This window comes from Agrococcus sp. Marseille-P2731, assembly GCF_900117395.1.
GTDB lineage: Bacteria > Actinomycetota > Actinomycetes > Actinomycetales > Microbacteriaceae > Agrococcus.
Genome location: NZ_FPEG01000002.1, coordinates 476,832 through 499,669, shown reverse-complemented (window position 1 = coordinate 499,669; position 22,838 = coordinate 476,832). Strand labels below are relative to the sequence as shown.

The window sequence follows — 22,838 nt, the reverse complement described above, 5'->3', positions numbered from 1 at the left end:
CTCTCGGCAGCGTCATCGTGCTGCGGGCCCGCAACCCTCCTTAGGTCGCGGCACTCCGCCGCGACAGCCGCTCGCGCGGCAGCGACTCAGCGAAGGAAGTCATGTCCACGAAGTCCCGTTCCCGTTCGAAGGTGCGCCTCTCGCGCGCCCTCGGCGTCGCCCTCACCCCGAAGGCGGCCCGTTACCTCGAGAAGCGTCCCTACGGCCCCGGCCAGCACGGACGCACCAAGCGCAAGGCTGACAGCGACTACGCCGTCCGCCTGCGCGAGAAGCAGCGCCTGAGGGCCCAGTACGGCCTCCGCGAGGCGCAGCTCCGCATCGTCTTCGCCGAGGCCCGTCGTCAGCGCGGCCTGACCGGTGAGAACCTGGTCGAGCTGCTCGAGATGCGCCTCGACGCGCTCGTGCTGCGTGCAGGCTTCGCCCGCACCACCTCGCAGGCCCGCCAGATGGTCGTGCACCGCCACATCATGGTCGACGGCCAGCGCGTCGACCGTCCGTCCTTCCGCGTGAAGGAGGGCCAGACCATCCACGTGCACGAGCGCAGCGAGGGCATGGAGCCCTTCCAGGTCGCAGCAGCCGGCGGTCACGCCCAGGTGCTGCCCCCGGTGCCGCCGTACCTCGATGTGCAGCTCGACCGCCTGCAGGCTCGCCTCGTGCGTCGCCCGCAGCGCGCCGAGGTGCCGGTCGTCGCCGACGTCCAGCTCGTCGTCGAGTACTACGCAGCCCGCTGATCCAGCGAGCGTGAGGAGGGGTCGCCAGGTGGCGGCCCCTCTTCGTCGTTAGACTGACACCCGCCCTGTCGCCGATCCGGTGCGGGGCTCGAGACACGAGGGAGATCCGCTGTGAAGAAGCTCCTGTTCCTGGCCATCGGCGTCGTCATCGGCGTCTTCGCTGCCCGTCGCATCGAGGAGACCGAGAAGGGCAAGGCGATCCTCGACAACGTCGACGACCGCACGCGCGAGTTCACGGATGCCGTCAAGGACGGCTACCAGGCTCGCGACCGCGAGCTGCGAGGCGAGTGACGACACCCGATCCGAGCCCGGGCGCGCTGCGCCCGGGCTCGTCAGGCCCCGTGCGGGGCTGGAAAGACCAGAGCTAGATGCAGACCGCAGAGATCCACCGCCGATTCCTCTCGCACTTCGAGCAGCGCGATCACACGATCGTGCCCTCGGCGTCGCTGGTGAGCGACGACCCGGCGATCATGTTCACGATCGCCGGCATGGTGCCCTTCATCCCGTACCTGTCGGGCCGGGTGCCCGCACCCTGGCCCCGCGTGGCCGACGTGCAGAAGTGCATCCGCACCAACGACATCGAAGAGGTCGGCCGCACGCCGCGCCACGGCACGTTCTTCCAGATGGCGGGCAACTGGTCGTTCGGCGACTACTTCAAGCGCGAGGCGATCGACTACGCCTGGAAGCTGCTGACCGGCTCCGAGGCCGACGGCGGCTACGGCTTCGACCCGAAGCGCCTCTGGGCGACGGTCTACCTCACCGACGACGAGGCCGAGCGCCTCTGGCTCGAGGTCACCGACATCGATGCCGACCGCATCCAGCGCCTCGGCCTCGAGGACAACTACTGGATGACGGGGCAGCCCGGCCCCGCCGGTCCCGACTCCGAGATCTTCTACGACCTGGGCCCCGACTACGGCCCCGAGGGCGGCCCGGCGACCGGCTCCGACCGCTACGTCGAGATCTGGAACCTCGTCTTCATGCAGGACGAGATCGCCGACGTGCGCTCGAAGACCGAGTTCACGATCGTGCGCGAGCTGCCGAAGAAGAACATCGACACCGGCATGGGCCTCGAGCGCATCGCGTTCCTGAAGCAGGGCGTGCAGAACATGTACGAGATCGACCAGGTGCGCCCGGTGCTCGATCTCGCGAGCGAGCTCTCCGGCCGGCGCTACGGCGCCGAGCACGAGGACGACGTGCGGATGCGCGTGGTCGCCGACCACGTGCGCTCCTCGCTCATGCTGATGGGTGACGGCGTCACGCCCGGCAACGACGGCCGCGGCTACATCCTGCGCCGCCTGATGCGCCGCTCGATCCGCGCGATGCGGCTCCTCGGCGTCCACGAGGCGACGTTCCCGACGCTCTTCCGCGCCAGCTATGACGCGATGTCGGCCGCCTACCCCGACCTCGACCCCGCGTTCCCGCGCATCGAGCGACTGGCGATCGCCGAGGAGGAGACCTTCCTCAAGACGCTCGAGTCGGGCTCGACGGTGCTCGACCTCGCCATGTCCGACGTGCGCAAGGCATCCGGCCAGGTCGTGCCCGGCAAGACCGCGTTCCTCCTGCACGACACCTACGGCTTCCCGATCGACCTGACGATGGAGATCGCCGAGGAGGCGGGCCTCGAGGTCGACCGCTCGACCTTCGAGTCGCTCATGAGCGAGCAGCGCACGCGCGCGAAGGCCGACGCGAAGTCGCGCCGCCGCCAGCTGGCCGACCTGTCCGTCTACTCCGAGCTGCGGGGCAAGGGAGAGACCGCCTTCCTCGGCTACGACGAGCTCGAGGCCGACGGCGAGATCATCGGCATCATCGCCGACGGCGCGCAGGTCGCATCGGCCGGGATCGACCAGGAGGTCGAGGTCATCCTCACCGCCACGCCGCTCTACGCAGAGGCGGGCGGTCAGGACAGCGACCAGGGTCGCCTCGTCGGCGCCGGCTTCGAGGCGGAGGTGCTCGACGTGCAGCGCCCGGTGCAGGGCCTCATCAGCCACACCGTGCGGGTGACGAGCGGCGAGATCGCCGTCGGCGACGTCGCGCACGCGGTCGTCGACCCGCTCTACCGCCGCGGGGCCAACAAGGCGCACACGGCGACCCACCTCGTGCACGCGGCGCTCCGCCAGCTGCTCGGGCCCGACGCCGTGCAGGCCGGCTCGTACAACAAGGCCGGCTACATGCGCCTCGACTTCTCCTGGTCGAGCCCGCTCTCGAGCGACATGCGCCAGGAGCTCGAGGGCATCGCCAACGCGGCGATCCGCGACGACCTGCCGGTCGAGACGCGCGTCATGGCGCTCGACGAGGCGAAGGCGCTCGGCGCCATGTCGCTCTTCGGCGAGAAGTACGGCTCGAGCGTGCGCATGGTCGACATCGGGGGGCCCTGGTCGCGCGAGCTCTGCGGCGGCACGCACGTGGGCGCCTCGAGCCAGATCGGCCTGCTGTCGATCACGAGCGAGTCGAGCGTCGGATCGAGCGCGCGGCGCGTCGAGGCGGCCGTGGGCGCAGATGCGTTCGACCAGCTGGTCGCGGAGCGCACGCTCGTGAGCGAGCTCACGTCGATGCTGAAGACGCCGAAGGAGCAGCTGCCCAGCCGCATCCAGGAGATCGTGGCGTCGCTCAAGGCGGCCGAGAAGCGCATCGCCGAGTTCGAGTCGAGGCAGCTCGCCGGCCGCGTGCAGCCGATCGTCGACGCCGCGCAGCGCGCGGGCGACGTGCTGCTCGCGAGCGCCGACCTGGGGGCCGTCGGCTCGCAGGACGACCTGCGCTCGCTGGCCGCTCAGGTGCGCGAGCGCCTCGGCTCCACGCCCGCAGTGGCCGCCATCGGCGGCACGATCGACGGGCGCCCCGCGATCGTCGTGGCCACCAACCAGGCGGCTCGCGATGCGGGCGTCGCGGCAGGGCCGCTCGCCAAGGCGGCAGCCTCGGTGCTCGGCGGAGGCGGCGGCGGCAAGCCGGACATGGCGCAGGGCGGCGGGCAGGACGCGAGCGCGATGCCCGCGGCGCTGGCCGCCGTGACCGACGGCGTGCGGCGCTGAGCGGGCACCCGGGCGAGAGCGGAGCGATGCGGAGAGGCGTGCGGATCGGCGTGGACGTGGGCAGGGCCCGCGTCGGCGTCTCGCGCTGCGACCGCGACGGTCTGCTCGCGACGCCGGTGGAGACGATCCAGCGCGCGTCGACCGAGCCCGTGGCGCGCCTGGCCGAGATCGCCGCCGAGCTCGAGGCCGTCGAAGCGGTGGTCGGCCTGCCGATCTCGCTCTCGGGCGGCGACACGCCCAGCACGCAGGACGCGCGCGAGATGGCCGCGATGCTCGCGGCGACGATGCCGGTGCGGCTCGTCGACGAGCGACTCTCGACCGTGACCGCCTCCGCGGGCATGCGCGCATCCGGCAAGTCGACGCGCCAGCAGCGCGCCGCCATCGATCAGGCGGCCGCGGTCGTCATCCTGCAGCACGCGCTCGACAGCGAGCGCGCCGCCGGCCGCGCGCCGGGGGAGCTGCTGAGCAGCGGCGAGCACGCCGCGGAGCGAGAAGAGGACTGACCCATGGCCGGACGTCGCGAACGCGCGCGCCAGGAGCGCAAGGTCAAGATCCGCAGGATCGTCATCGCCTGGAGCATCGTGCTCGTGGTGGTCGCCGGTCTCGTGGTCGCGGTGACCTGGGGCGCGGGGCAGCTCAGGGAGCGCCTCGCCAGCGCAGAGGACTACCCGGGGCCGGGCACCGGCGAGGTCGTGGTGCGGATCGAGCAGGGGCAGAACGGCTACGACGTCGCCGCGACGCTCCTCGAGGAGGACGTCATCGCGAGCAGCGAGGCGTTCACCGACATCCTCGTCGAGGACTCCACGATCCAGCTGCACCCCGGCGCCTACCGGGTGCAGCAGCAGATGTCGGCCCAGGGCGCGCTCGACGCGATCCTGGACCCGGCGAACAAGGCCGAGCTGCGCGTCACCGTGCCCGAGGGCTACACGCTGCCGCAGGTGTTCGAGCGGCTCGAGCGCGACCTGGGGATCCCGCAGGCTGAGTTCACACAGCTCGCCGGCAACTTCGCGCAGTTCGACCTGCCCGATGATGCGATCTCGCTCGAGGGCTGGCTCTTCCCGGCGACCTACACCTTCGACGAGGGCATCACCGCGGCGGGCGTGATCGAGGCGATGGTGGCGCGCATGCACCAGGCGCTCGACTCCCACGGCGTCGCGGACGCCGATGCGCAGCGCGTCCTGACCTTCGCAGCCCTCGTGCAGCGCGAGGCGCGGTTCGCCGACGACTTCGGTCGTGTCGCGCGGGTCTTCCAGAACCGCCTCGACATCAACATGGCGCTGCAGTCCGACGCCACCGTCGCCTACGGCACCGGCAACCTGCACGTCGTCACGACGACGGCAGAGGAGCGCGCCGACGCCTCGAACCCGTACAACACCTACCAGCGCACCGGCCTGCCGGTCGGGCCGATCGGTGCGCCGGGCGACCAGGCGATCACCGCGGTGCTCGAGCCGACGCCGGGACCGTGGCTGTACTTCGTGACCGTCGACCCGAACACGGGCGAGACGGTGTTCTCGGAGACCTACGACGAGCACCTCGTGGCCGTGGAGCGGTTCCAGCAGTTCCTGCGCGACAACCCGGGCTGGGGCGGCTGAGGTGGCGGCGGCCGTGCGCGGCGCCGAGCGCCGGCTCGCGGTCGTCGGCTCGCCGATCGAGCACTCCCTCTCGCCGGCGCTGCAGGGCGCAGCGGCGAGCGCGCTGGGCCTCGCCTGGGCCTATGAGCGCCGCCTGGTGGCGCGAGGCGAGCTCGCGGGCTTCGTCGATGTGCTGGACGGCGGGTGGCTCGGTCTCTCGGTCACCGCACCCCTCAAGGAGGAGGCGCACGCCATCGCGCGCGTCGTCGACCGGCGCGCCGAGCTGACCGGCGCCGTCAACACGCTGCTGCTCGACGGTGCGGGCGGTCCGCGAGGCTGGAACACGGACGTCGGGGGCATCGTGCGGGCGTTCGCGGATGCGGGGCTCACCACGGCGGCGACGGGAGCCATCGTGGGCGGCGGCGCGACGGCGCAGTCGGCGCTCCTCGCGCTGCAGGAGCTCGGCGTGCGGCAGGTGACCGTCGCGCTGCGGAGCGCGGCGAAGGGCGAGCGGATCACGAGCCTCGGCGAGCGCATCGGCGTCGAGGTGCGGCTGCAGGGACTGGGCGCCGAGCTGCCGGCCGTCGATGCGGCCGTCTCGACGCTGCCGGCCGATGCCGATGTCGTGCCGGTGTTCGCGCATCCGCCCACCCGACTGCTCGACGCCGACTACGCGCGGGCCGAGGGGTCGCGGTTCGCTGAGCTGCCGGCCGCGCAGCACATCGACGGCCGCGAGATGCTGCTCGGGCAGGCCGTGCTCCAGGCGCGCATCTTCGCGCTCGGCGCGAGCGAGTCGCCGCTGCCGGACGAGCGGGCGGTCGTCGCCGCCATGCGCGCTGCGCTCGTCGAGGCGGGGCGGGCACGGGCGTCGGATGCGGTGGTCAGGTCGGCATCGGCGGGTCTGGAAGAATCGTAGGCATGCTGCGCTGGCTGACCGCCGGGGAGTCCCACGGCCCCGAACTGATCGCGATCCTCGAAGGGCTGCCCGCGGGCGTGCCCATCACCGCCGAGCAGATCCAGGCCGACCTGCAGCGGCGGAAGCTCGGTGCAGGGCGTGGCGCCCGCATGAAGTTCGAGCAGGACGCGCTGTCGATCTCCGGTGGCGTGCGCCACGGGCTCACGCAGGGTGGCCCGGTCGCGCTGCGCGTCGGCAACACCGAGTGGCCGAAGTGGATGGAGGTCATGGGCGCCGCCCCCCTCGAGGGCGAGCTCACCGGCGCGCGCGCGGCGAAGCTCACGCGCCCCCGGCCCGGCCACGCCGACCTGGTCGGCATGCAGAAGCACGACTTCGACGAGGCGAGGCCCGTGCTCGAGCGCGCGAGCGCCCGGGAGACGGCTGCTCGTGTCGCGCTCGGCGCCGTCGCTCGAGCGTTCCTCGGCGAGCTGGGCGTGCGCCTGGTGAGCCACACGCTGTCCATCGGGCCCGTGCGCGTGCCCGAGGGCGCCTCGCTGCCAGTGCCGGATGACGTCGACCGGCTCGACGCCGACGAGCTGCGCTGCAACGACCCAGAGACGAGCGCGGCGATGCTCGCCGAGGTCGAGGATGCGCGGCGCTCCGGCGACACGCTCGGCGGCATCGTCGAGGTGCTCGCCTACGGCCTGCCCTCCGGCCTCGGCTCCTACGTGCACTGGGATCGCCGGCTCGACGGGCGCCTCGCGCAGGCGCTCATGAGCATCCAGGCGATCAAGGGCGTGGAGGTCGGCGACGGCTTCGAGACCACCCGGCGCCGCGGCAGCGTCGCGCACGACGAGCTGCTCGTCGGCGACGAGGGCACGCACCGCGAGACCGGCCGCGCCGGCGGCATCGAGGGCGGCATGACCACCGGAGACGCGCTGCGCGTGCGCGCCGGCATGAAGCCGATCGCCACGGTGCCCCGCGCCCTGCGCACCATCGACACCGCCACCGGCGATGTCGCGCAGGCCCACCACCAGCGCAGCGACGTCTGCGCGGTGCCCGCCGCCGGCGTGGTCGCCGAGGCGATGGTCGCGCTCGTGCTGGCGGATGCGGTGGTCGAGAAGTTCGGCGGCGACTCGGTCGCCGAGACCCGCAGGAACCTCGAGGCCTACGTCGCGGCGATCCCCGCGAGCCTGCGCACCGTCGCGACGCCGTCCACCCAGCCGTGACCAGCGGGCATCCGCGCCCCGGCGACGAGGCGAGCGCGACCCCGCCCGTCGCGCTCATCGGACCGATGGCGGCAGGCAAGAGCTCGATCGGTCGCAAGCTCGCCGCGCGCCTCGGGCGCACCTTCGCCGACACCGATCGTCTGGTGGTCCTGGAGCACGGGCCGATCCCCACGATCTTCGCCGAGCGCGGCGAGGCCGTCTTCCGCCGCTGGGAGGCGGAGGCGGTGCAGCGGGCGCTGACCCCCGGCACCGTCGTCGCCCTCGGCGGCGGCGCGGTGCTCGACACCGACACGCGCGAACTGCTGCGCGAGCAGGCGACCGTCGTGCTCGTCACGGTCGACGAGCGAGCCGCGGAGCGCCGCATCGGAGGCGCCGGCCGTCCGCTGGTCGCCGACGGCATCGCGGCCTGGAGCCGCATCGCCGCGGAGCGCGACCCGATCTACCGCGAGCTCGCGGAGGTCACCGTCGACACCTCTCGCACGCCCATCAGTCGCCTCGTCGACGAGCTCGAGGACTGGCTCGTCGCGCGCGAGCGGTGACCCGCATCCCGAGCCCTCGGCTCGAGCCGCGAGCCTCGAGCCCACACCGAACCCCGATCAGACCAGGAGCATGACCATGACCACCATCCGCGTCCAGACCGAGGCACCCTACGACGTGCACGTCGGCAGGGGCATCCTGGTGGATCGCCTGCTGGAGCAGCTGGGCGACGCGCAGCGCCTGCTCGTCGTGCACCAGCCGGCGATGTCGCGCATCGCCGACCACCTCAAGGCCGAGCTCGGCATCGAGGTGCTGCTCGCCGAGGTGCCCGACGCCGAGGAGGCGAAGCGCATCGAGGTCGCGCAGTTCCTGTGGCAGATCATGGGGCAGGCCGAGTTCACCAGGACGGATGCGGTGCTGGGCCTGGGCGGCGGGGCCGTCACCGACCTGGCGGGCTTCGTCGCCGCCACGTGGCTGCGGGGCGTACGCATCGTGCAGGTGCCGACGAGCGTGCTCGGCCTGGTCGACGCCGCCGTCGGCGGCAAGACCGGCATCAACACCGAGCAGGGCAAGAACCTCGTCGGTGCCTTCCACCACCCCGCCGCGGTGATCGCCGACCTCGAGCTCGTCGACTCGCTGCCGCGCAACGAGCTGCTCACCGGCTTCGCCGAGATCGTCAAGGCGGGCTTCATCGCCGACCCCCGCATCCTCGAGCTGCTCGAGACCGATCTCGCGGCGACCACCGACACCTCGACCCCGCAGTTCGCCGAGGTGGTCGCGCGCGCGATCGAGGTGAAGGCGCGCGTGGTCGCGAACGACTTCCGCGAGGCGGGGGAGCGCGAGTTCCTGAACTACGGCCACACGCTGGGACACGCGATCGAGCACACCGAGCGCTACCGCTGGCGGCATGGCGCCGCCGTGTCGATCGGCATGGTGTTCGCCGCCGAGCTGTCGCGGCTGGCCGGGCGCCTGCCGGAGAGCGTCGTCGACCGGCACCGCGGCATCCTCGACTCGCTCGAGCTGCCGATGACCTATCCGGTGGGCCGGTGGCAGACGCTCCTGGGCACCATGCGCAAGGACAAGAAGACCCGCGGGTCGATGCTGCGGTTCGTGGTGCTCGACGACGTCGCGAAGCCGAGGATCCTCGAGGGGCCCGACGAGGGGCTGCTGTTCATGGCGTACCAGTCGCTCGCCGACTGACGCAGGCTCGCCGTCGCCGCGCTGGCACTGGCGCGTTGTGGGCGGTGCGTGCCAGGTTGCTCTCGAGCGCTCGCACGGAGCGGGCCCGACGAGAGGGGCGCACTGTGGCGCACGGCGACATCACACACCTCGAGATCCCGGTCGGCGACCTGTCCCGGGCCACCGACTTCTACTCGAAGGTCTTCGGCTGGCAGATCGCCGAGGCCGCGGGCTACGAGGGCTATCCCATGTGGCAGGCTCCGAACGGCGTCTCCGGCGGCGCGCTGACCGCGCGGGAAGACGGCTTCACGCAGCCGCGGTCGGTCATCGAGGTCGATTCGATCGATGAGACGCTCGCGCTCGTGCAGGAGCTCGGCGGCACCGTCACCCACCCGAAGGGGGCCGTCAGCGAGTCGAGCTGGTACGCCGTCTTCGTCGATGCGGACGGCAACAGCATCGGCCTGTTCGAGGGCGAGATGTAGGGCAGCGGGCTGGTCTGGCACCGCGGCGAGCGCAGCCGAGGTGCCAGACTGGCCGCATGCGCATCCTCGTCCTCAACGGGCCCAACCTCGGCAGGCTCGGCACCCGTGAGCCCGAGGTCTACGGCACGGCGACGGTGGCCGACATCGCGCCGCTCGTCGAGGCTGTCGGCACCGCCGAGCATCCGGTCGAAGCGGATGTGCGCCAGACCGACGACGAGGCGACGCTCGTGGGGTGGATCCACGAGGCTGTCGACGCAGCCCTGCCGGTGATCCTGAACCCGGCCGCGTTCACGCACTACTCGTACGCGCTGCGGGACGCCTGCGCGCAGCTGCAGGGCGTCGCGCCGCTGGTGGAGGTCCACATCTCCAACCCGCACGCGCGGGAGTCCTTCCGTCACGCATCCGTCGTCTCGGGTGTCGCGACCGGCGTGATCGCCGGCTTCGGGCTGCGGGGCTATGCGCTCGCCGCGGCCGCCATCGTCGCCGCCTGAGACCGCCCACCGCGCGCCCGCTAGACTCTCCTGTCGGCGCAGTGTCCACGACTGGCCATGCCCACGACGGACTGCTTGCCCCCACGGCTCTCACGGAACGGATTCGCCTCATGGCAACCACGAACGACATCAAGAACGGCGCGGTGCTCAACCTCGACGGCCAGCTCTGGACCGTCATCGAGTTCCAGCACGTCAAGCCCGGCAAGGGCGGCGCGTTCGTCCGCACCAAGCTGCGCAACGCTCGCAGCCAGAAGACCGTCGACAAGACCTTCAACGCCGGCACCAAGATGGAGTTCGCCACCGTCGACCGCCGCGACTATCAGTACCTCTACAACGACGGCCAGGACTTCGTGTTCATGGACAACGACACGTACGAGCAGCTGCAGATCCCGGCCGCCACGGTCGGCGACGGCGCGAAGTTCCTGCTCGAGAACGGCACCGCCACCATCTCCATGCACGAGGGTGAGGCGCTCCAGGTCGAGCTGCCCGCATCCGTCGTGCTCGAGATCACCTACACCGAGCCGGGCCTCCAGGGCGACCGCTCGAGCGCCGGCACGAAGGCCGCGACCGTCGAGACGGGCGCCGAGATCCAGGTGCCGCTGTTCGTCGAGCAGGGCACGCGCGTCAAGGTCGACACCCGCGACGGCAGCTACCTCGGCCGCGTCAACGACTGACGTGGCGACCCCCGAGAAGGCGAGCGAGACCTACCCCTCGCGCCGCAAGGCCCGCAAGCACGCCGTCGAGGTGCTGTACTCGGCGAACGCGCGCGACGAGTCGCCGATGACCGTGCTGCGCGACACCGCCGACCGGCTCGGCTGGGCCTCGCACGGCTGGTTCGAGTTCGCGCGCGAGCTCGTGGCGGGCGTCGCGGACGACACCGACGCGATCGACGAGCTGATCGCTTCGTCGAGCGAGCACTGGCCCATCGACCGGATGCCGCGCACTGACCTCGCGATCCTCCGCGTCGGCACGTGGGAGCTCGAGCACGGCACGGCGCCCACGAGCGTCGTGGTCTCCGAGGCCGTGCACCTCGCGAACGAGCTGTCGACCGACCGCTCGGGCGCGTTCATCAACGGCGTGCTCGGGCGCATCGCGGCGCAGCGGGGCTGAACCCGGCGGCGTTGGCGGGGCCCGTCGCGGGTCGGCGCCGGTCGCGCTGACGGCGAGGGCGCTGGCGGCGGCGTGACCGCTGACCCGCTCGTCTGGGACGCGCAAGCTCTGGCGCTCGCCCGATGATGAACCCTGTCGGTGGGCCGTGTGACACTTCGCCCCATGACGACGGATGGGACGAGGCGCCAGGACGCCAAGGCCCCCGTGCGTGTCAGTGGCCCGTGTGACACTTCGCCCATGACGACGGATGCGGTGCGGCAGCAAGGGCCGGAGGGTGCGGTCGGTGCGGCGAGCTTGGGTGCCGCGCCTGCTGCCTCGCCGGGTGCCTCGCCGCCGGCGCCGACGCTGCCGCCGCATCGGGTGCCGGTGCCGTTCGCTCCGGACTTCTTCGACGGTCCGACGTGGCTGCGCGGTGGGCCGCACCCGCTCGACGAGCCAGTGGTCCAGGCGCACGCGGCGCGCGATGACGATGCCAGCCGATCGGCTATCGCCGGGATCGAGTCGGTTGCCGTTGAGGTCGAGTCGGTGCCTCCTGCTCTGGTGACGGGTCGTGACGTGGCGGAGTCGGCGATGCGTGCGGTGGTCGAGATCGATGCGGCGATCGCGAGCCTGGAGGCGATGCGGGTCCGGTTCCTCGCCGGCATCGGGCACGTCGCGGTCGAGGATGCGCTGGAGGAGCGCCTCGACCCGGGCGTCGGCGTGCGGGACGTCGCGTGCGAGCTGGCGCTGATGGAGCGCCGCAGCGACCGCACCCTCGAGGCCGACATCAGCCACGCGATGGAGCAGGTCGCCGCATGGCCGGCGACGATGCACGCGTGGGGCGAGGCGCGCATCCACCGCGGCCACGTCGGCGTGATCACCGAGATCGGCGGGGCCATCCAGGACCCCGCAGGCCGGGCCGCGTTCGAGGAGGCGCTGCTACCGCACGCCGAGCAGACCACGCCGGGCCGTCTCCGCGCGATCGCGCGCCGCGAGCTCGAGCGGCACCTGGAGCAGCCGCTCGCGGCCCGGCATCGGTCGGCCAGGGATCGTCGGGGTGTGTTCCAGAAGGAGCTCGACGACGGCATGTCGCGACTCGAGCTGATCGCCCCGACCCTGCTGGTCGCGGCTGCCCACGACCGCCTCACGCAGATGGCCAAGGCCACCCTCCGCGCCGCCGACGCCAGCGGCGAGGGCAAGGACCCGCGCACCTTCGACCAGCTCCGCGCAGATCTCATGTGCGACCTGCTGCTCACCGGCGACCCCGCCGGCGCCACGCTCGAGGCGATCCGAGCCGACGTCACGATCATGATGCCCGCCGACGTGCTCGTCGGTGTCGACGAGCGCGACACCGGTCTGCGTCACAGCACCGCGGTCGCGCGGCTCTCCACCGGCGCCCCCGTCGACCCCGAGACCGCTAGGCGGCTCGCCGAGCGCGCGACCGCCTGGACGCGCCTGTTCACCGACCCCCTCACCGGCCACGTCACCGCCGTCGACACCTACGTGCCCTCCAAGCGACTCAAGCAGCTCCTCCGAGCCAGAGACCAGCACTGCAGATGGCCAGGCTGCAGCCAGAGGGCACACCGCAGCGACCTCGACCACACCATCCCCTGGACCGACGGCGGCACCACCGACACCGGCAACCTCGCCCACCTCTGCAGACGACACCACACCCTCAAAGGCGCACAGCTCTCCGGCGCCAGACGCTGGAAGGTCCACCAGCGCTCGCCCGGCGTACTCGTCTTCACGTCACCCACCGGGCAGACCTACGTGGATGAGCCGCCAGAGATCGGGCCAGTGTTCCACGAGCGCGAACCGGAGCGTGAACCGGAGCCGCAGCTGTGGGGCATGCAGGTCGGCGAACCCCCGCGGCCGTTGCCCTTCTGACTCGGCTCCTCGGAGACTGCACGACGAGGTAAGGTGGAAGGGATCAGACAACCTTGAAGCCCGTCCTGTGAGGCGGAGAAGGGAGTCGCCTTGACTCAGCACAGCCCCGTCGTGCGCACCGTCCTCGGCCCTGACGAGATCGCCAGGGCACTGACGCGCATCGCGCACGAGATCCTCGAAGCCAATCACGGCTCCGACGACCTCGTCATCCTCGGCATCCCGACGCGCGGCGTGCACCTCGCAGCGCGGCTCGCGAGCCGCCTGAGCGAGATCACCGGGGAGGACTTCGACGCCCGCACCGGCGCGCTCGACATCACGATGCACCGCGACGACCTGCGCGACCGCCCGACGCGCGCGTCGCACCCGACGCGCATCCCCGCATCCGGCATCGATGACAAGGTCGTCGTGCTGGTGGACGACGTGCTCTACTCGGGCCGCACCATCCGCGCCGCCCTCGACGCGCTGGCCGACTTCGGCCGGCCGCGCGCCGTGCGCCTCGCGGTGCTCGTCGATCGCGGCCACCGCGAGCTGCCGATCCGCGCGGACTCGGTCGGCAAGAACCTGCCGAGCGCGCGCAGCGAGCACGTCTCGATCCTCCTGCAGGAGATCGACGGCGAGGATGCCGTCGTGATCGAGGGCGGTGCGGCGTGAAGCACCTGCTGACCGCGGCGATGCCCCGCGACGAGGCGATCGCCCTCCTCGACCTCGCCGAGGACATGCACCAGATCCAGGATCGCGACGTCAAGAAGCTGCCAGCCCTGCGCGGCCGCACCGTCGTGAACCTCTTCTTCGAGGACTCGACCCGCACCCGGTCATCCTTCGAGATCGCCGGCAAGTGGCTCTCCGCAGACGTCATCAACGTCTCTGGCAAGGGCTCGAGCGCGTCGAAGGGCGAGTCGCTGCGCGACACCGGCCTGACGATCGCAGCCATGGGGGTCGACGGCGTCGTCGTGCGCTCCGGAGCCTCGGGAGCTCCGGCGCTGCTCGCGGAGTGGATCGGCCGCCCGGTCGTCAACGCCGGCGATGGCACGCACGAGCACCCCACGCAGGCGCTGCTCGACGCCTTCGCGCTCCGGCGCCGCATCCACGGCGCCGCATCGCGCGGCAAGGGGCTCGACGGCATCTCCGTCGCGATCGTCGGCGACATCGCGCACTCGCGCGTCGCCCGCTCGAACGCGCTCCTGCTGCCTGCGCTCGGCGCCGAGGTCACGGTCGTCGGGCCGCCGTCGCTCCTGCCGCCGGCCGCCTCCGACGGCACGCGCCTGGGCGTGCGAGCCGAGACCAGCCTCGACCGGGTGCTCGGCGAGCGGCCCGACGCCCTCATGCTGCTGCGCGTGCAGCTCGAGCGCCAAGCAGGCAGGATCGCGCCAAGCGCCGCCGAGTACATCACCGGCTGGTCGCTGACCGACGAGCGGCTGGCGCGCATCCCAGGCACGCAGATCATGCACCCTGGCCCGATGAACCGGGGTCTCGAGCTCTCCAGCCGCGCGGCAGACAGCGACGCGTCGACGGTGCTCGAGCAGGTGACCGCGGGCGTGTCGGTGCGCATGGCCGTCCTCTACGCGCTGCTCGCATCCGACCAGGGAGGCTCCCGATGACCACGAAGCACAGCGAGCGCGGCGGGGCAGGCGAGCGCAGCGGAGCCATCACCCTCCTGCGGGGCGCCTCGATCATGGGTGGAGAGGTGCGCGACCTCGCGATCCGCGATGGCGTCCTCATCGACCCGGCATCCATCGACGACGACGCTCGTGACGCGGTCGAGGTCGTCGACGCATCCGGCCTCGTCGCACTGCCGGGGCTCGTGGACCTGCACACCCACCTGCGGCAGCCCGGTGGCGAGCAGGCGGAGACCGTGGCGACGGGCGTGCGGGCGGCGGCCGCCGGCGGCTACACGTGCGTCTTCGCGATGGCGAACACCAGCCCCGTCGCCGACACGCAGGCCGTCGTCGAGCAGGTGCATCGCCTCGGCCTCGAGGCCGGCCTCGCGACCGTGCGCCCGATCGGCGCCGTCAGCGTCGGCCTCGCGGGGGAGCGGCTGGCCGACATGGGCATGCTCGCCGGCAGCGCCGCGCGCGTGACGGTCTTCAGCGACGACGGTCACTGCGTCGCCGACGCAGAGCTCATGCGCCGGGCGCTCGAGCACGCAGCCTCGCTCGGCGCGGTCATCGCGCAGCACGCGCAGGACCCTGCGCTCACGCGGGGCTCCGTCATGCACGAGAGCCCGCTGGCGGCCGAGCTGGGCCTCACCGGCTGGCCGTCCGTGGCCGAGGCTTCGATCGTCGCCCGCGACGCCATGCTCGCCGAGGCGACCGGTGCGCGGCTGCACGTCTGCCACGTCTCGACGCTCGAGACCGTCGAGGTCGTGCGCGCGGCCAAGCAGCGCGGCATCGCCATCACCGCAGAGGTCACGCCCCACCACCTGCTGCTCACCGAGGAGCTCGTGCGCAGCTACGACGCGCGCTACAAGGTCAACCCGCCGCTGCGCGCGGATCGGGACGTGCGCGCCCTGCGCGAAGCGCTCGCCGACGGCACGATCGACATCGTCGCCACCGACCACGCGCCCCACGCGCCAGAGGCCAAGCAGGCGGCGTTCGCGGATGCGGCCTTCGGCATGGTCGGGCTGGAGACCGCGCTGGGTGCGGTGCAGCTCGCCATGGTCGAGACGGGCCTGCTCGACTGGGCCGGCGTCGCGCGCGTCATGTCGACGGCGCCCGCCGAGATCGGGCAGGAGCCCGGCTACGACGCGCCGCTCGAGGTCGGATCGCGCGCGCACGTCGTGCTGCTCGATCCCGCTGCCCGTCGCATCATCGAGCCCACCGCCCTGCGCGGCCGCTCGGCGAACTCGCCGTTCCTCGGCGTCGAGCTGCCAGGCAGCGTGCTGCACGTCTGGCACGGCGGGCGCCGCACGGTCGCCGAGGGCGAGCTGCAGCTCGAGGAGGCCGCACGATGAGCAAGGAGACCTTCGCGCTGCTGTGCGCCGCATTCGTCGCGCTCGTCGCCGCGCTCGTGGCGCTGGGCATCTGGCGACGCCGCCGCCGGCAGCGCGACATACTCGCGCCAGAGGGCTGGAGCGAGCGGGTGCTGCCCACCCTCGTCGTCGAGGCGCTGTACGTCGCGACCACCAGGGCCGGCGACCCCTACGACCGCGTCTTCGCGCACGGCCTCGGCTTCCGCGGGCGCACCCGGCTCGCGATCGACGGCGACGGCGTGCAACTGCTCGCCGACCGACGCGAGGTGCGCATCCCGGCCACGAGCATCCGCTCGGTCGAGCGCGCCACCTGGACCATCGACCGCGTCGTCGAACCCGGCGGGATCATCGTGATCGCCCACCGGCTCGGCGCCGACGTCGACACCTACCTGCGCGTCGTCGGTGACGACGCGCCCGCGTTCGAGGCGCTCAGCGCACTCGCTCGCCACGAGAAGACCACCACTGCAGGGGAAGGGACGACCCCGTGACCGACATGACATCCGCCGGTGCCGCGCGCACCGCATCCGCAGCCCTCGTGCTCGAGGACGGCACCATCTATCGCGGCAGCGCCTACGGCGCCACGGGCCGCGCGCTCGGCGAGGCCGTCTTCGCCACCGGCATGACCGGCTACCAGGAGACGCTGACCGACCCGAGCTACGCGGGCCAGATCGTGGTGCAGACCTCGCCGCACATCGGCAACACCGGGGTGACCTCCGAGGACGACGAGTCGGCCCGCATGTGGCCGGCGGGCTACGCGGTGCGCGCTGCGAGCCGCATCACCTCGAACTGGCGCTCGGAGGAGCCGCTCGGCGCACAGCTCGAGCGCGACGGTGTCGTCGGCATCGCCGGCATCGACACCCGCGCCGTCACGCGTCGCCTGCGGGATGTCGGCGCCATGCGCGCCGGGGTCTTCTCCGGCGAGGCGCTGACGACCGATGCGGCGATGCTCGCCGAGGTGCGGGAGAGCCCCACCATGGCCGGCCGCAGCCTCGCCGCCAGCGTGAGCACCCGCGAGGCCTACCGCCTCGAGGCGGTCGGCGAGTCGCTCGGCACGCTCGCCGTGCTCGACCTCGGCGTCAAGACCTCGACGCTGCGCTACCTGCGCGAGCAGGGCTTCGACCTCGTGGTCCTGCCGCAGGACTCCACGCTCGCCCAGGTGCTCGCGCACGACCCGGTCGCGGCGTTCTACTCGAACGGCCCCGGCGACCCGGCGGCCTCCGACGACCAGGTCGAGCTGCTGCAGGGCGTGCTGCGCGAGGGCCTGCCCTTCTTCGGCATCTGCTTCGGCAACCAGCTGCTCGGCCGCGCGCTCGGCTTCGGCACCTACAAGCTGCCCTTCGGCCACCGCGGCATCAACCAGCCCGTGCTCGACGTCGCCACCGGTCGCGTCGAGATCACGAGCCAGAACCACGGCTTCGCGGTCGACGCCACGATTGGCGAGGAGCTCACGAGCCCCGCGGGCTTCGGTCGCGTCGAGGTGAGCCACTACTCGCTCAACGACCGCGTCGTCGAGGGCCTCCGCGCGCTCGACATCCCCGCGTTCAGCGTGCAGTACCACCCCGAGTCGGCCGCAGGGCCGAACGACGCCCACCACATGTTCGAAGAGTTCCGCCAGATGGTCCTGGCGCAGAAGGGGGCGCAGGCCTGATGCCCAAGCGCGACGACATCAACTCCGTCCTCGTCATCGGCTCCGGGCCGATCGTGATCGGGCAGGCGGCCGAGTTCGACTACTCCGGCACGCAGGCATGCCGCGTGCTGCGCGAGGAGGGCGTGCGCGTCATCCTCGTCAACTCGAACCCGGCGACGATCATGACCGACCCCGACTTCGCCGACGCGACCTACATCGAGCCGATCACACCAGAGGTGATCGAGACGATCATCATGAAGGAGCGCCCCGACGCGATCCTGCCGACGCTCGGCGGTCAGACTGCGCTCAACGCCGCGATCGCGCTGCACGAGCAGGGGATCCTCGAGCGCCACGGCGTCGAGCTGATCGGCGCGAAGGTCGACGCGATCCAGCGCGGCGAGGACCGCATGCTGTTCAAGCAGCTCGTGCTCGACGCCGGCGCCGACGTCGCGTCGAGCGTCATCGCGAAGTCCGTCGACGATGCGCTCGCCTTCGCGGGGGAGTACGGCTATCCCGTCGTCGTGCGCCCCTCGTTCACCATGGGCGGCCTCGGCTCCGGCTTCGCGCACGACGAGGCAGAGCTGCGCCGCTTCGTCGGCGACGGCATCCACTCGTCCACGATCGGCGAGGTGCTGCTCGAGGAGTCGATCCTCGGCTGGAAGGAGTACGAGCTCGAGCTCATGCGCGACACGGCCGACAACACGGTCGTCATCTGCTCGATCGAGAACGTCGACGCCGTCGGCGTGCACACCGGCGACTCGATCACGGTCGCGCCGGCGCTCACGCTGACCGACAAGGAGTACCAGCGGCTGCGCGACATCGGCATCGACATCATCCGTCGCGTCGGCGTCGACACGGGTGGCTGCAACATCCAGTTCGCCGTCGATCCGACGACCGGCCGCATCATCGTCATCGAGATGAACCCGCGCGTCTCGCGCTCCTCGGCGCTCGCCTCCAAGGCGACGGGCTTCCCGATCGCCAAGATCGCCGCGAAGCTCGCGCTCGGCTACCGCCTCGACGAGATCCCGAACGACATCACGAAGGTCACCCCGGCCTCCTTCGAGCCCGCCCTCGACTACGTCGTCGTCAAGGTGCCGCGCTTCAACTTCGAGAAGTTCCCGGCGGCGGATGCGACGCTCACGACGACCATGAAGTCGGTCGGCGAGGCGATGGCGATGGGCCGCACGTACCCGCAGGCCCTCCAGAAGGCGCTCCGCTCGCTCGAGAAGAAGGGCTCCTCCTTCCACTGGGAGGGCGAGCCCGGCGACGCCGCCGTCCTGCTCGAGACCTCACGGATCCCGACCGACGGCCGCATCGTCACGCTGCAGCAGGCGCTGCGCGCGGGTGCGACGATCGAGCAGGCGCACGAGGCGACGGGCATCGACCCGTGGTTCCTCGACCAGATGGTGCTCATCAACGAGGTCGCCGACGAGATCCGCCTCGCCGGCGGCGGTCGGGGCCCCCTCGACGCCGAGCACCTGCTGCTGGCCAAGGAGCACGGCTTCTCGGATGCGCAGATCGCGCAGCTGCGCGGCGTGGCAGAGGCCGAGGTGCGCGAGGCGCGCTGGGCCGCCGGCATCCGCCCGGTCTACAAGACGGTCGACACCTGCGCGGGGGAGTTCCCCGCCGAGACGCCGTACCACTACTCGAGCTACGACCTCGAGACCGAGGTCGTGCCCTCCGACCGCCGCAAGGTGATCATCCTGGGCTCCGGCCCGAACCGCATCGGGCAGGGCATCGAGTTCGACTACTCGTGCGTGCACGCGTCCTTCGCGCTCGCCGACGCCGGCTTCGAGACCATCATGGTCAACTGCAACCCGGAGACTGTCTCGACCGACTACGACACGAGCGACCGGCTCTACTTCGAGCCGCTGACGCTCGAGGACGTGCTGGAGATCGTGCACGCCGAGTCGGCTGCCGGCGAGCTCGTCGGCGTCATCGTGCAGCTCGGCGGCCAGACGCCGCTCGGCCTCGCGCGCGGCCTCGAGGCTGCCGGCGTGCCGATCCTCGGCACCACACCCGACGCGATCGACGCGGCCGAGGAGCGGGGGCTCTTCCAGCGCATCCTCGACGAGGCGGGGCTCGTCGCACCGCGCAACGGCACGGCCACCACCGAGGACCAGGCGATCGCGATCGCCGAGCGCATCGGCTACCCCGTGCTCGTGCGCCCCTCCTTCGTGCTCGGCGGTCGCGGCATGGAGATCGTCTACGACACCCCGAGCATGCACGGCTACTTCGACCGCATCGCATCCGCAGGCATCATCGGGCCCGACCGCCCGCTGCTCGTGGACCACTTCCTGGACGACGCGGTCGAGATCGACGTCGACGGCATCTACGACGGCGAGGAGCTCTTCGTCGGCGGCATCCTGGAGCACATCGAGGAGGCCGGCATCCACTCCGGAGACTCCTCCTGCACGCTGCCGCCCGTGGGGCTCGGCCGCGCGCAGCTGCGCGAGATCCGCGACGCGACGCTCCGGATCGCACAGGGGCTGGACGTGCGCGGACCCATCAACGTGCAGTTCGCCTACGCGACGGGCGTCCTGCACGTCATCGAGGCCAATCCGCGCGCGAGCCGCACGGTGCCCTTCGTGGCGAAGGCGCTCGGCACCCCGATCGCCAAGGCGAACGCGCGCGTGCTCGCGGGCGCCACGATCGCCGAGCTGCGGGCCGAGGGCATGCTGCCAGAGCGCGACGGCACGATCCTCCCGATCGACGCACCCGTCGCCGTGAAGGAGGCCGTGCTCCCGTTCCGACGCTTCCGCACCGCAGACGGCCGCATGGTCGACTCGCTGCTGGGCCCCGAGATGCGCTCGACGGGCGAGGTGATGGGCATCGACCGCGACTTCCCGACCGCGTTCGCGAAGAGCCAGGCGGCTGCCTACGGCGGCCTGCCCACGAGCGGCACGGTCTTCGTGTCGCTCTCGGACCGCGACAAGCGCCAGGCCGTGCTGCCGATCCACCGCCTCCAGCAGCTGGGCTTCCGGATCGTGGCGACGGAGGGCACGGCCGAGGTGCTCGCGCGCAACGGCATCCGCGTCGAGACGGTGCGCAAGCACTCGGAGGCGGCCGCCGCCGGCAACCAGGAGCCGTCGATCGTCGACCTCATCGACGCGGGTGAGATCGACATCATCATCAACACGCCCACGGGCGGCATCGCCCGTGCCGACGGCTACGAGATCCGCGCGGCGACGGTGGCGGCCGACAAGGCGCTGTTCACGACCGTCTCGCAGCTGGGCGCCGCGGTGGCGGCGGTCGAGGCCTCGCGCGAGCCCTTCGAGGTGACGAGCCTGCAGGAGTACCACGCGCGGCGGTCGGCGTGACCTTCCTCGCGCGCCTGCGCGCATCCGTCGCCGAGCACGGCCCGACGGCGGATGGCGCGGCGCCCTCGAGCCTGCTCTGCGTCGGCATCGACCCGCACCGGGCGCTGCTCGAGCAGTGGAGCGCATCGGGCGGGGCAGGCTTCGCTGCGGATGCGGCGGGCGCCGAGCGGTTCGGCCGCACGGTCGTCGAGGCGGCCGTCGGGCGCGTCGCGGTGATCAAGCCGCAGGTGGCGCTGTTCGAGGCCTTCGGGGCCGCGGGCATGCTGGCCCTCGAGCGCGTGCTCTCGGATGCGCGCGCGGCGGGGCTCCTGGTCGTCGCGGATGCGAAGCGGGGCGACATCGGCTCGACCAACGCGGGCTACGCCGACGCCTGGCTGACCCCGGGCTCGCCGCTCGAGGCCGATGCGCTGACGGTGAGTCCCTACCTCGGCGTCGGGGCGCTGCAGGGGGTGCTCGAGACTGCGGAGCGCGCGAGCAAGGCTGCGATCGTGCTCGCTGCGACCTCGAACCCGGAGGCGGCGCAGCTGCAGCTCGCGCGCCTGCCCGACGGGCGCACGGTGGCCGCCTCCGTCGCAGCCGCGATCGTCGAGCGCAACGCGCGCACGGGCGCCGGGCACGGACTCGTCATCGGCGCGACCGTCGACCGCGGCGCCTACGGGATCGAGATCGACCCCTCCACACCGATCCTGGCACCCGGCTTCGGCGCGCAGGGCGCGCAGCTGTCCGAGCTTCGCGCGCTGTTCCCTGCGGATGCCCTCGTGCTCGCGAGCGTGAGCCGCAGCATCCTGCGCGCCGGACCGGCGGGGCTCGCTGCGGCGATCGACGCGGCGGGCCGCGAGCTGCGCGACGCTCGATGACGGCGCTGCCCGACCCCGGCGCCGCAGGCAGGGCCGCGGTCGAGGCGCGGCGCGCCCGTGCAGCGGTCAAGCGCGCGCTCGCCGCCGGCCAGCGCGGGCCACGCGACGTGGCCGAGCGCGCCTGGCACGAGCCCGGCAGCCCCGAGGCGCGGCTGCGCGTGACCGAGTACTTCGCGAGCCTCCGCGGCATGGGTCCTGCGCGCGTCGATGCGCTGCTGTCGACGCTCGGCATCGCGGCCGGCAAGCGGCTCGGCGGGCTCGGCGGTTTGCAGCGCGAGCGCGTTCGCGGTTGGCTGGACGGCGTGGATCCATCGCGTCGCCCCCGTCTCATCGTGCTCGCCGGCCCGACCGCTGTCGGCAAGGGCACGGTCGCGCAGTACGTGCGCGAGCACTTCCCGCAGATCCGGCAGTCGGTGAGCGCCACGACCCGCGCTGCGAGGCCGGGCGAGATCGACGGCGTCCACTACGCATTCGTCTCCGATGCCGACTTCGATCGGATGGTCGACGAGGGGGAGTTCCTCGAGTGGGCGAAGGTGCACAACCACGCGCGCTACGGCACGCCGCGCTCGAGCGTGCAGGCCGCGCTCGACGAGGGCTCGTCCGTGCTGCTCGAGATCGATCTGCAGGGCGCTCGGCAGGTGCGCGAGTCGTTCCCTGATGCGATGCTGCTGTTCCTGGCGCCGCCGTCGTGGGACGAGCTCGTGCGCAGGCTCGTGGGCCGCGGCACCGAGACCGAGTCGGAGCGCGAGCGTCGGCTCGAGACTGCGAAGGTCGAGCTCGCGAGCCAGCCGGAGTTCGACGCGACCATCGTGAACGCCGACGTCGCGGCGGCAGCGCACGCGGTCGTGGAGCACATCCTCGCCGCGGAGGCACAGGCGGTCGCGGGCGAGGTGCGCTCGACGGATCGGTGACGCGCGCACCTCGGCGGCGATAGCATCCTGCTCGAGGACGACCGCGAGGAACCGCGCTGCGCGACGAGCGCGAGGCGACCGGGACCGGTCTTGGCTGA

At 72.2% G+C, this 22,838-nt stretch carries 22 protein-coding genes; all 22 read left to right on the top strand.

Translation table 11 applies throughout. The annotated features are described in order from the left end of the window. The first annotated feature begins 101 nt into the window (after nucleotides 1-101). The 22 genes from rpsD to gmk all read left to right on the top strand — a co-directional run bounded on the left by rpsD (nucleotide 102) and on the right by gmk (nucleotide 22,740). A complete protein-coding gene (rpsD, locus tag BQ6202_RS06305) occupies nucleotides 102-731 on the top strand; it encodes a 30S ribosomal protein S4 (protein ID WP_072313602.1) in 630 nt (209 codons plus the stop codon). 111 nt (nucleotides 732-842) lie between these two features. Continuing rightward, entirely contained in the window at nucleotides 843-1,022 is a 180-nt protein-coding gene (locus tag BQ6202_RS06300; RefSeq protein WP_072313601.1) for a hypothetical protein, read from the top strand. 77 nt (nucleotides 1,023-1,099) lie between these two features. Beyond that, nucleotides 1,100-3,757, top strand: a complete 2,658-nt coding sequence (gene alaS, locus BQ6202_RS06295) for an alanine--tRNA ligase (RefSeq protein WP_072313600.1) — start codon at nucleotides 1,100-1,102, stop codon at nucleotides 3,755-3,757. Nucleotides 3,758-3,783: 26 nt separating this feature from the next. Next, entirely contained in the window at nucleotides 3,784-4,260 is a 477-nt protein-coding gene (ruvX, locus tag BQ6202_RS06290; RefSeq protein ID WP_072313599.1) for a Holliday junction resolvase RuvX, read from the top strand. 3 nt (nucleotides 4,261-4,263) lie between these two features. Then, the gene (gene mltG / locus BQ6202_RS06285) at nucleotides 4,264-5,349 is read left to right on the top strand and encodes an endolytic transglycosylase MltG (RefSeq protein WP_072313598.1); all 1,086 of its coding nucleotides are present in this window, start codon (nucleotides 4,264-4,266) and stop codon (nucleotides 5,347-5,349) included. 13 nt (nucleotides 5,350-5,362) lie between these two features. After that, nucleotides 5,363-6,244: a shikimate dehydrogenase family protein gene (locus BQ6202_RS06280; protein WP_072313961.1), complete on the top strand. Its 882-nt coding sequence runs from the start codon at nucleotides 5,363-5,365 to the stop codon at nucleotides 6,242-6,244. Nucleotides 6,245-6,246: 2 nt separating this feature from the next. Then, nucleotides 6,247-7,452 carry a chorismate synthase gene (gene aroC, locus BQ6202_RS06275; RefSeq protein WP_072313597.1) on the top strand — a complete coding sequence of 402 codons (1,206 nt, stop codon included), beginning with the start codon at nucleotides 6,247-6,249 and terminating at the stop codon, nucleotides 7,450-7,452. Continuing rightward, on the top strand, nucleotides 7,449-7,991 hold the full coding sequence (locus BQ6202_RS06270) for a shikimate kinase (RefSeq protein ID WP_234946136.1): 543 nt from the start codon (nucleotides 7,449-7,451) through the stop codon (nucleotides 7,989-7,991). Before aroC ends, BQ6202_RS06270 begins: the two co-directional genes overlap by 4 nt. Nucleotides 7,992-8,061: 70 nt before the next feature. Continuing rightward, a complete protein-coding gene (gene aroB, locus BQ6202_RS06265; RefSeq protein WP_072313596.1) occupies nucleotides 8,062-9,129 on the top strand; it encodes a 3-dehydroquinate synthase in 1,068 nt (355 codons plus the stop codon). 104 nt (nucleotides 9,130-9,233) lie between these two features. Next, on the top strand, nucleotides 9,234-9,590 hold the full coding sequence (locus tag BQ6202_RS06260) for a VOC family protein (RefSeq protein WP_072313595.1): 357 nt from the start codon (nucleotides 9,234-9,236) through the stop codon (nucleotides 9,588-9,590). A gap of 56 nt (nucleotides 9,591-9,646) precedes the next feature. Continuing rightward, the gene (gene aroQ / locus BQ6202_RS06255; protein WP_072313594.1) at nucleotides 9,647-10,081 is read left to right on the top strand and encodes a type II 3-dehydroquinate dehydratase; all 435 of its coding nucleotides are present in this window, start codon (nucleotides 9,647-9,649) and stop codon (nucleotides 10,079-10,081) included. A 110-nt stretch (nucleotides 10,082-10,191) separates the two neighbouring features. Then, the gene (efp, locus tag BQ6202_RS06250; RefSeq protein ID WP_072313593.1) at nucleotides 10,192-10,755 is read left to right on the top strand and encodes an elongation factor P; all 564 of its coding nucleotides are present in this window, start codon (nucleotides 10,192-10,194) and stop codon (nucleotides 10,753-10,755) included. Between the two features lies 1 nt (nucleotide 10,756). Next, complete coding sequence (gene nusB / locus BQ6202_RS06245; RefSeq protein ID WP_072313592.1) at nucleotides 10,757-11,191, top strand: transcription antitermination factor NusB; 435 nt, start codon at nucleotides 10,757-10,759, stop codon at nucleotides 11,189-11,191. Between the two features lie 237 nt (nucleotides 11,192-11,428). Then, complete coding sequence (locus BQ6202_RS06240) at nucleotides 11,429-13,057, top strand: HNH endonuclease (protein WP_072313591.1); 1,629 nt, start codon at nucleotides 11,429-11,431, stop codon at nucleotides 13,055-13,057. Nucleotides 13,058-13,147: 90 nt separating this feature from the next. After that, a complete protein-coding gene (pyrR, locus tag BQ6202_RS06235; RefSeq protein ID WP_072313590.1) occupies nucleotides 13,148-13,708 on the top strand; it encodes a bifunctional pyr operon transcriptional regulator/uracil phosphoribosyltransferase PyrR in 561 nt (186 codons plus the stop codon). Then, nucleotides 13,705-14,655: an aspartate carbamoyltransferase catalytic subunit gene (locus BQ6202_RS06230; RefSeq protein ID WP_072313589.1), complete on the top strand. Its 951-nt coding sequence runs from the start codon at nucleotides 13,705-13,707 to the stop codon at nucleotides 14,653-14,655. Before pyrR ends, BQ6202_RS06230 begins: the two co-directional genes overlap by 4 nt. Continuing rightward, a complete protein-coding gene (locus BQ6202_RS06225; protein WP_072313588.1) occupies nucleotides 14,652-16,007 on the top strand; it encodes a dihydroorotase in 1,356 nt (451 codons plus the stop codon). Before BQ6202_RS06230 ends, BQ6202_RS06225 begins: the two co-directional genes overlap by 4 nt. Then, a complete protein-coding gene (locus BQ6202_RS06220; protein WP_072313587.1) occupies nucleotides 16,004-16,513 on the top strand; it encodes a PH-like domain-containing protein in 510 nt (169 codons plus the stop codon). Before BQ6202_RS06225 ends, BQ6202_RS06220 begins: the two co-directional genes overlap by 4 nt. Further along, nucleotides 16,510-17,673, top strand: coding sequence for a glutamine-hydrolyzing carbamoyl-phosphate synthase small subunit (gene carA, locus BQ6202_RS06215; protein WP_072313586.1), 1,164 nt, complete (start codon nucleotides 16,510-16,512; stop codon nucleotides 17,671-17,673). Before BQ6202_RS06220 ends, carA begins: the two co-directional genes overlap by 4 nt. Further along, entirely contained in the window at nucleotides 17,673-20,972 is a 3,300-nt protein-coding gene (gene carB / locus BQ6202_RS06210) for a carbamoyl-phosphate synthase large subunit (RefSeq protein ID WP_072313585.1), read from the top strand. Before carA ends, carB begins: the two co-directional genes overlap by 1 nt. Next, the gene (pyrF, locus tag BQ6202_RS06205) at nucleotides 20,969-21,829 is read left to right on the top strand and encodes an orotidine-5'-phosphate decarboxylase (protein ID WP_083587055.1); all 861 of its coding nucleotides are present in this window, start codon (nucleotides 20,969-20,971) and stop codon (nucleotides 21,827-21,829) included. The genes carB and pyrF overlap by 4 nt, the downstream gene beginning before the upstream one ends. Then, nucleotides 21,826-22,740, top strand: a complete 915-nt coding sequence (gmk, locus tag BQ6202_RS06200) for a guanylate kinase (protein ID WP_072313584.1) — start codon at nucleotides 21,826-21,828, stop codon at nucleotides 22,738-22,740. The genes pyrF and gmk overlap by 4 nt, the downstream gene beginning before the upstream one ends. The last annotated feature ends 98 nt before the right edge of the window (nucleotides 22,741-22,838 follow it).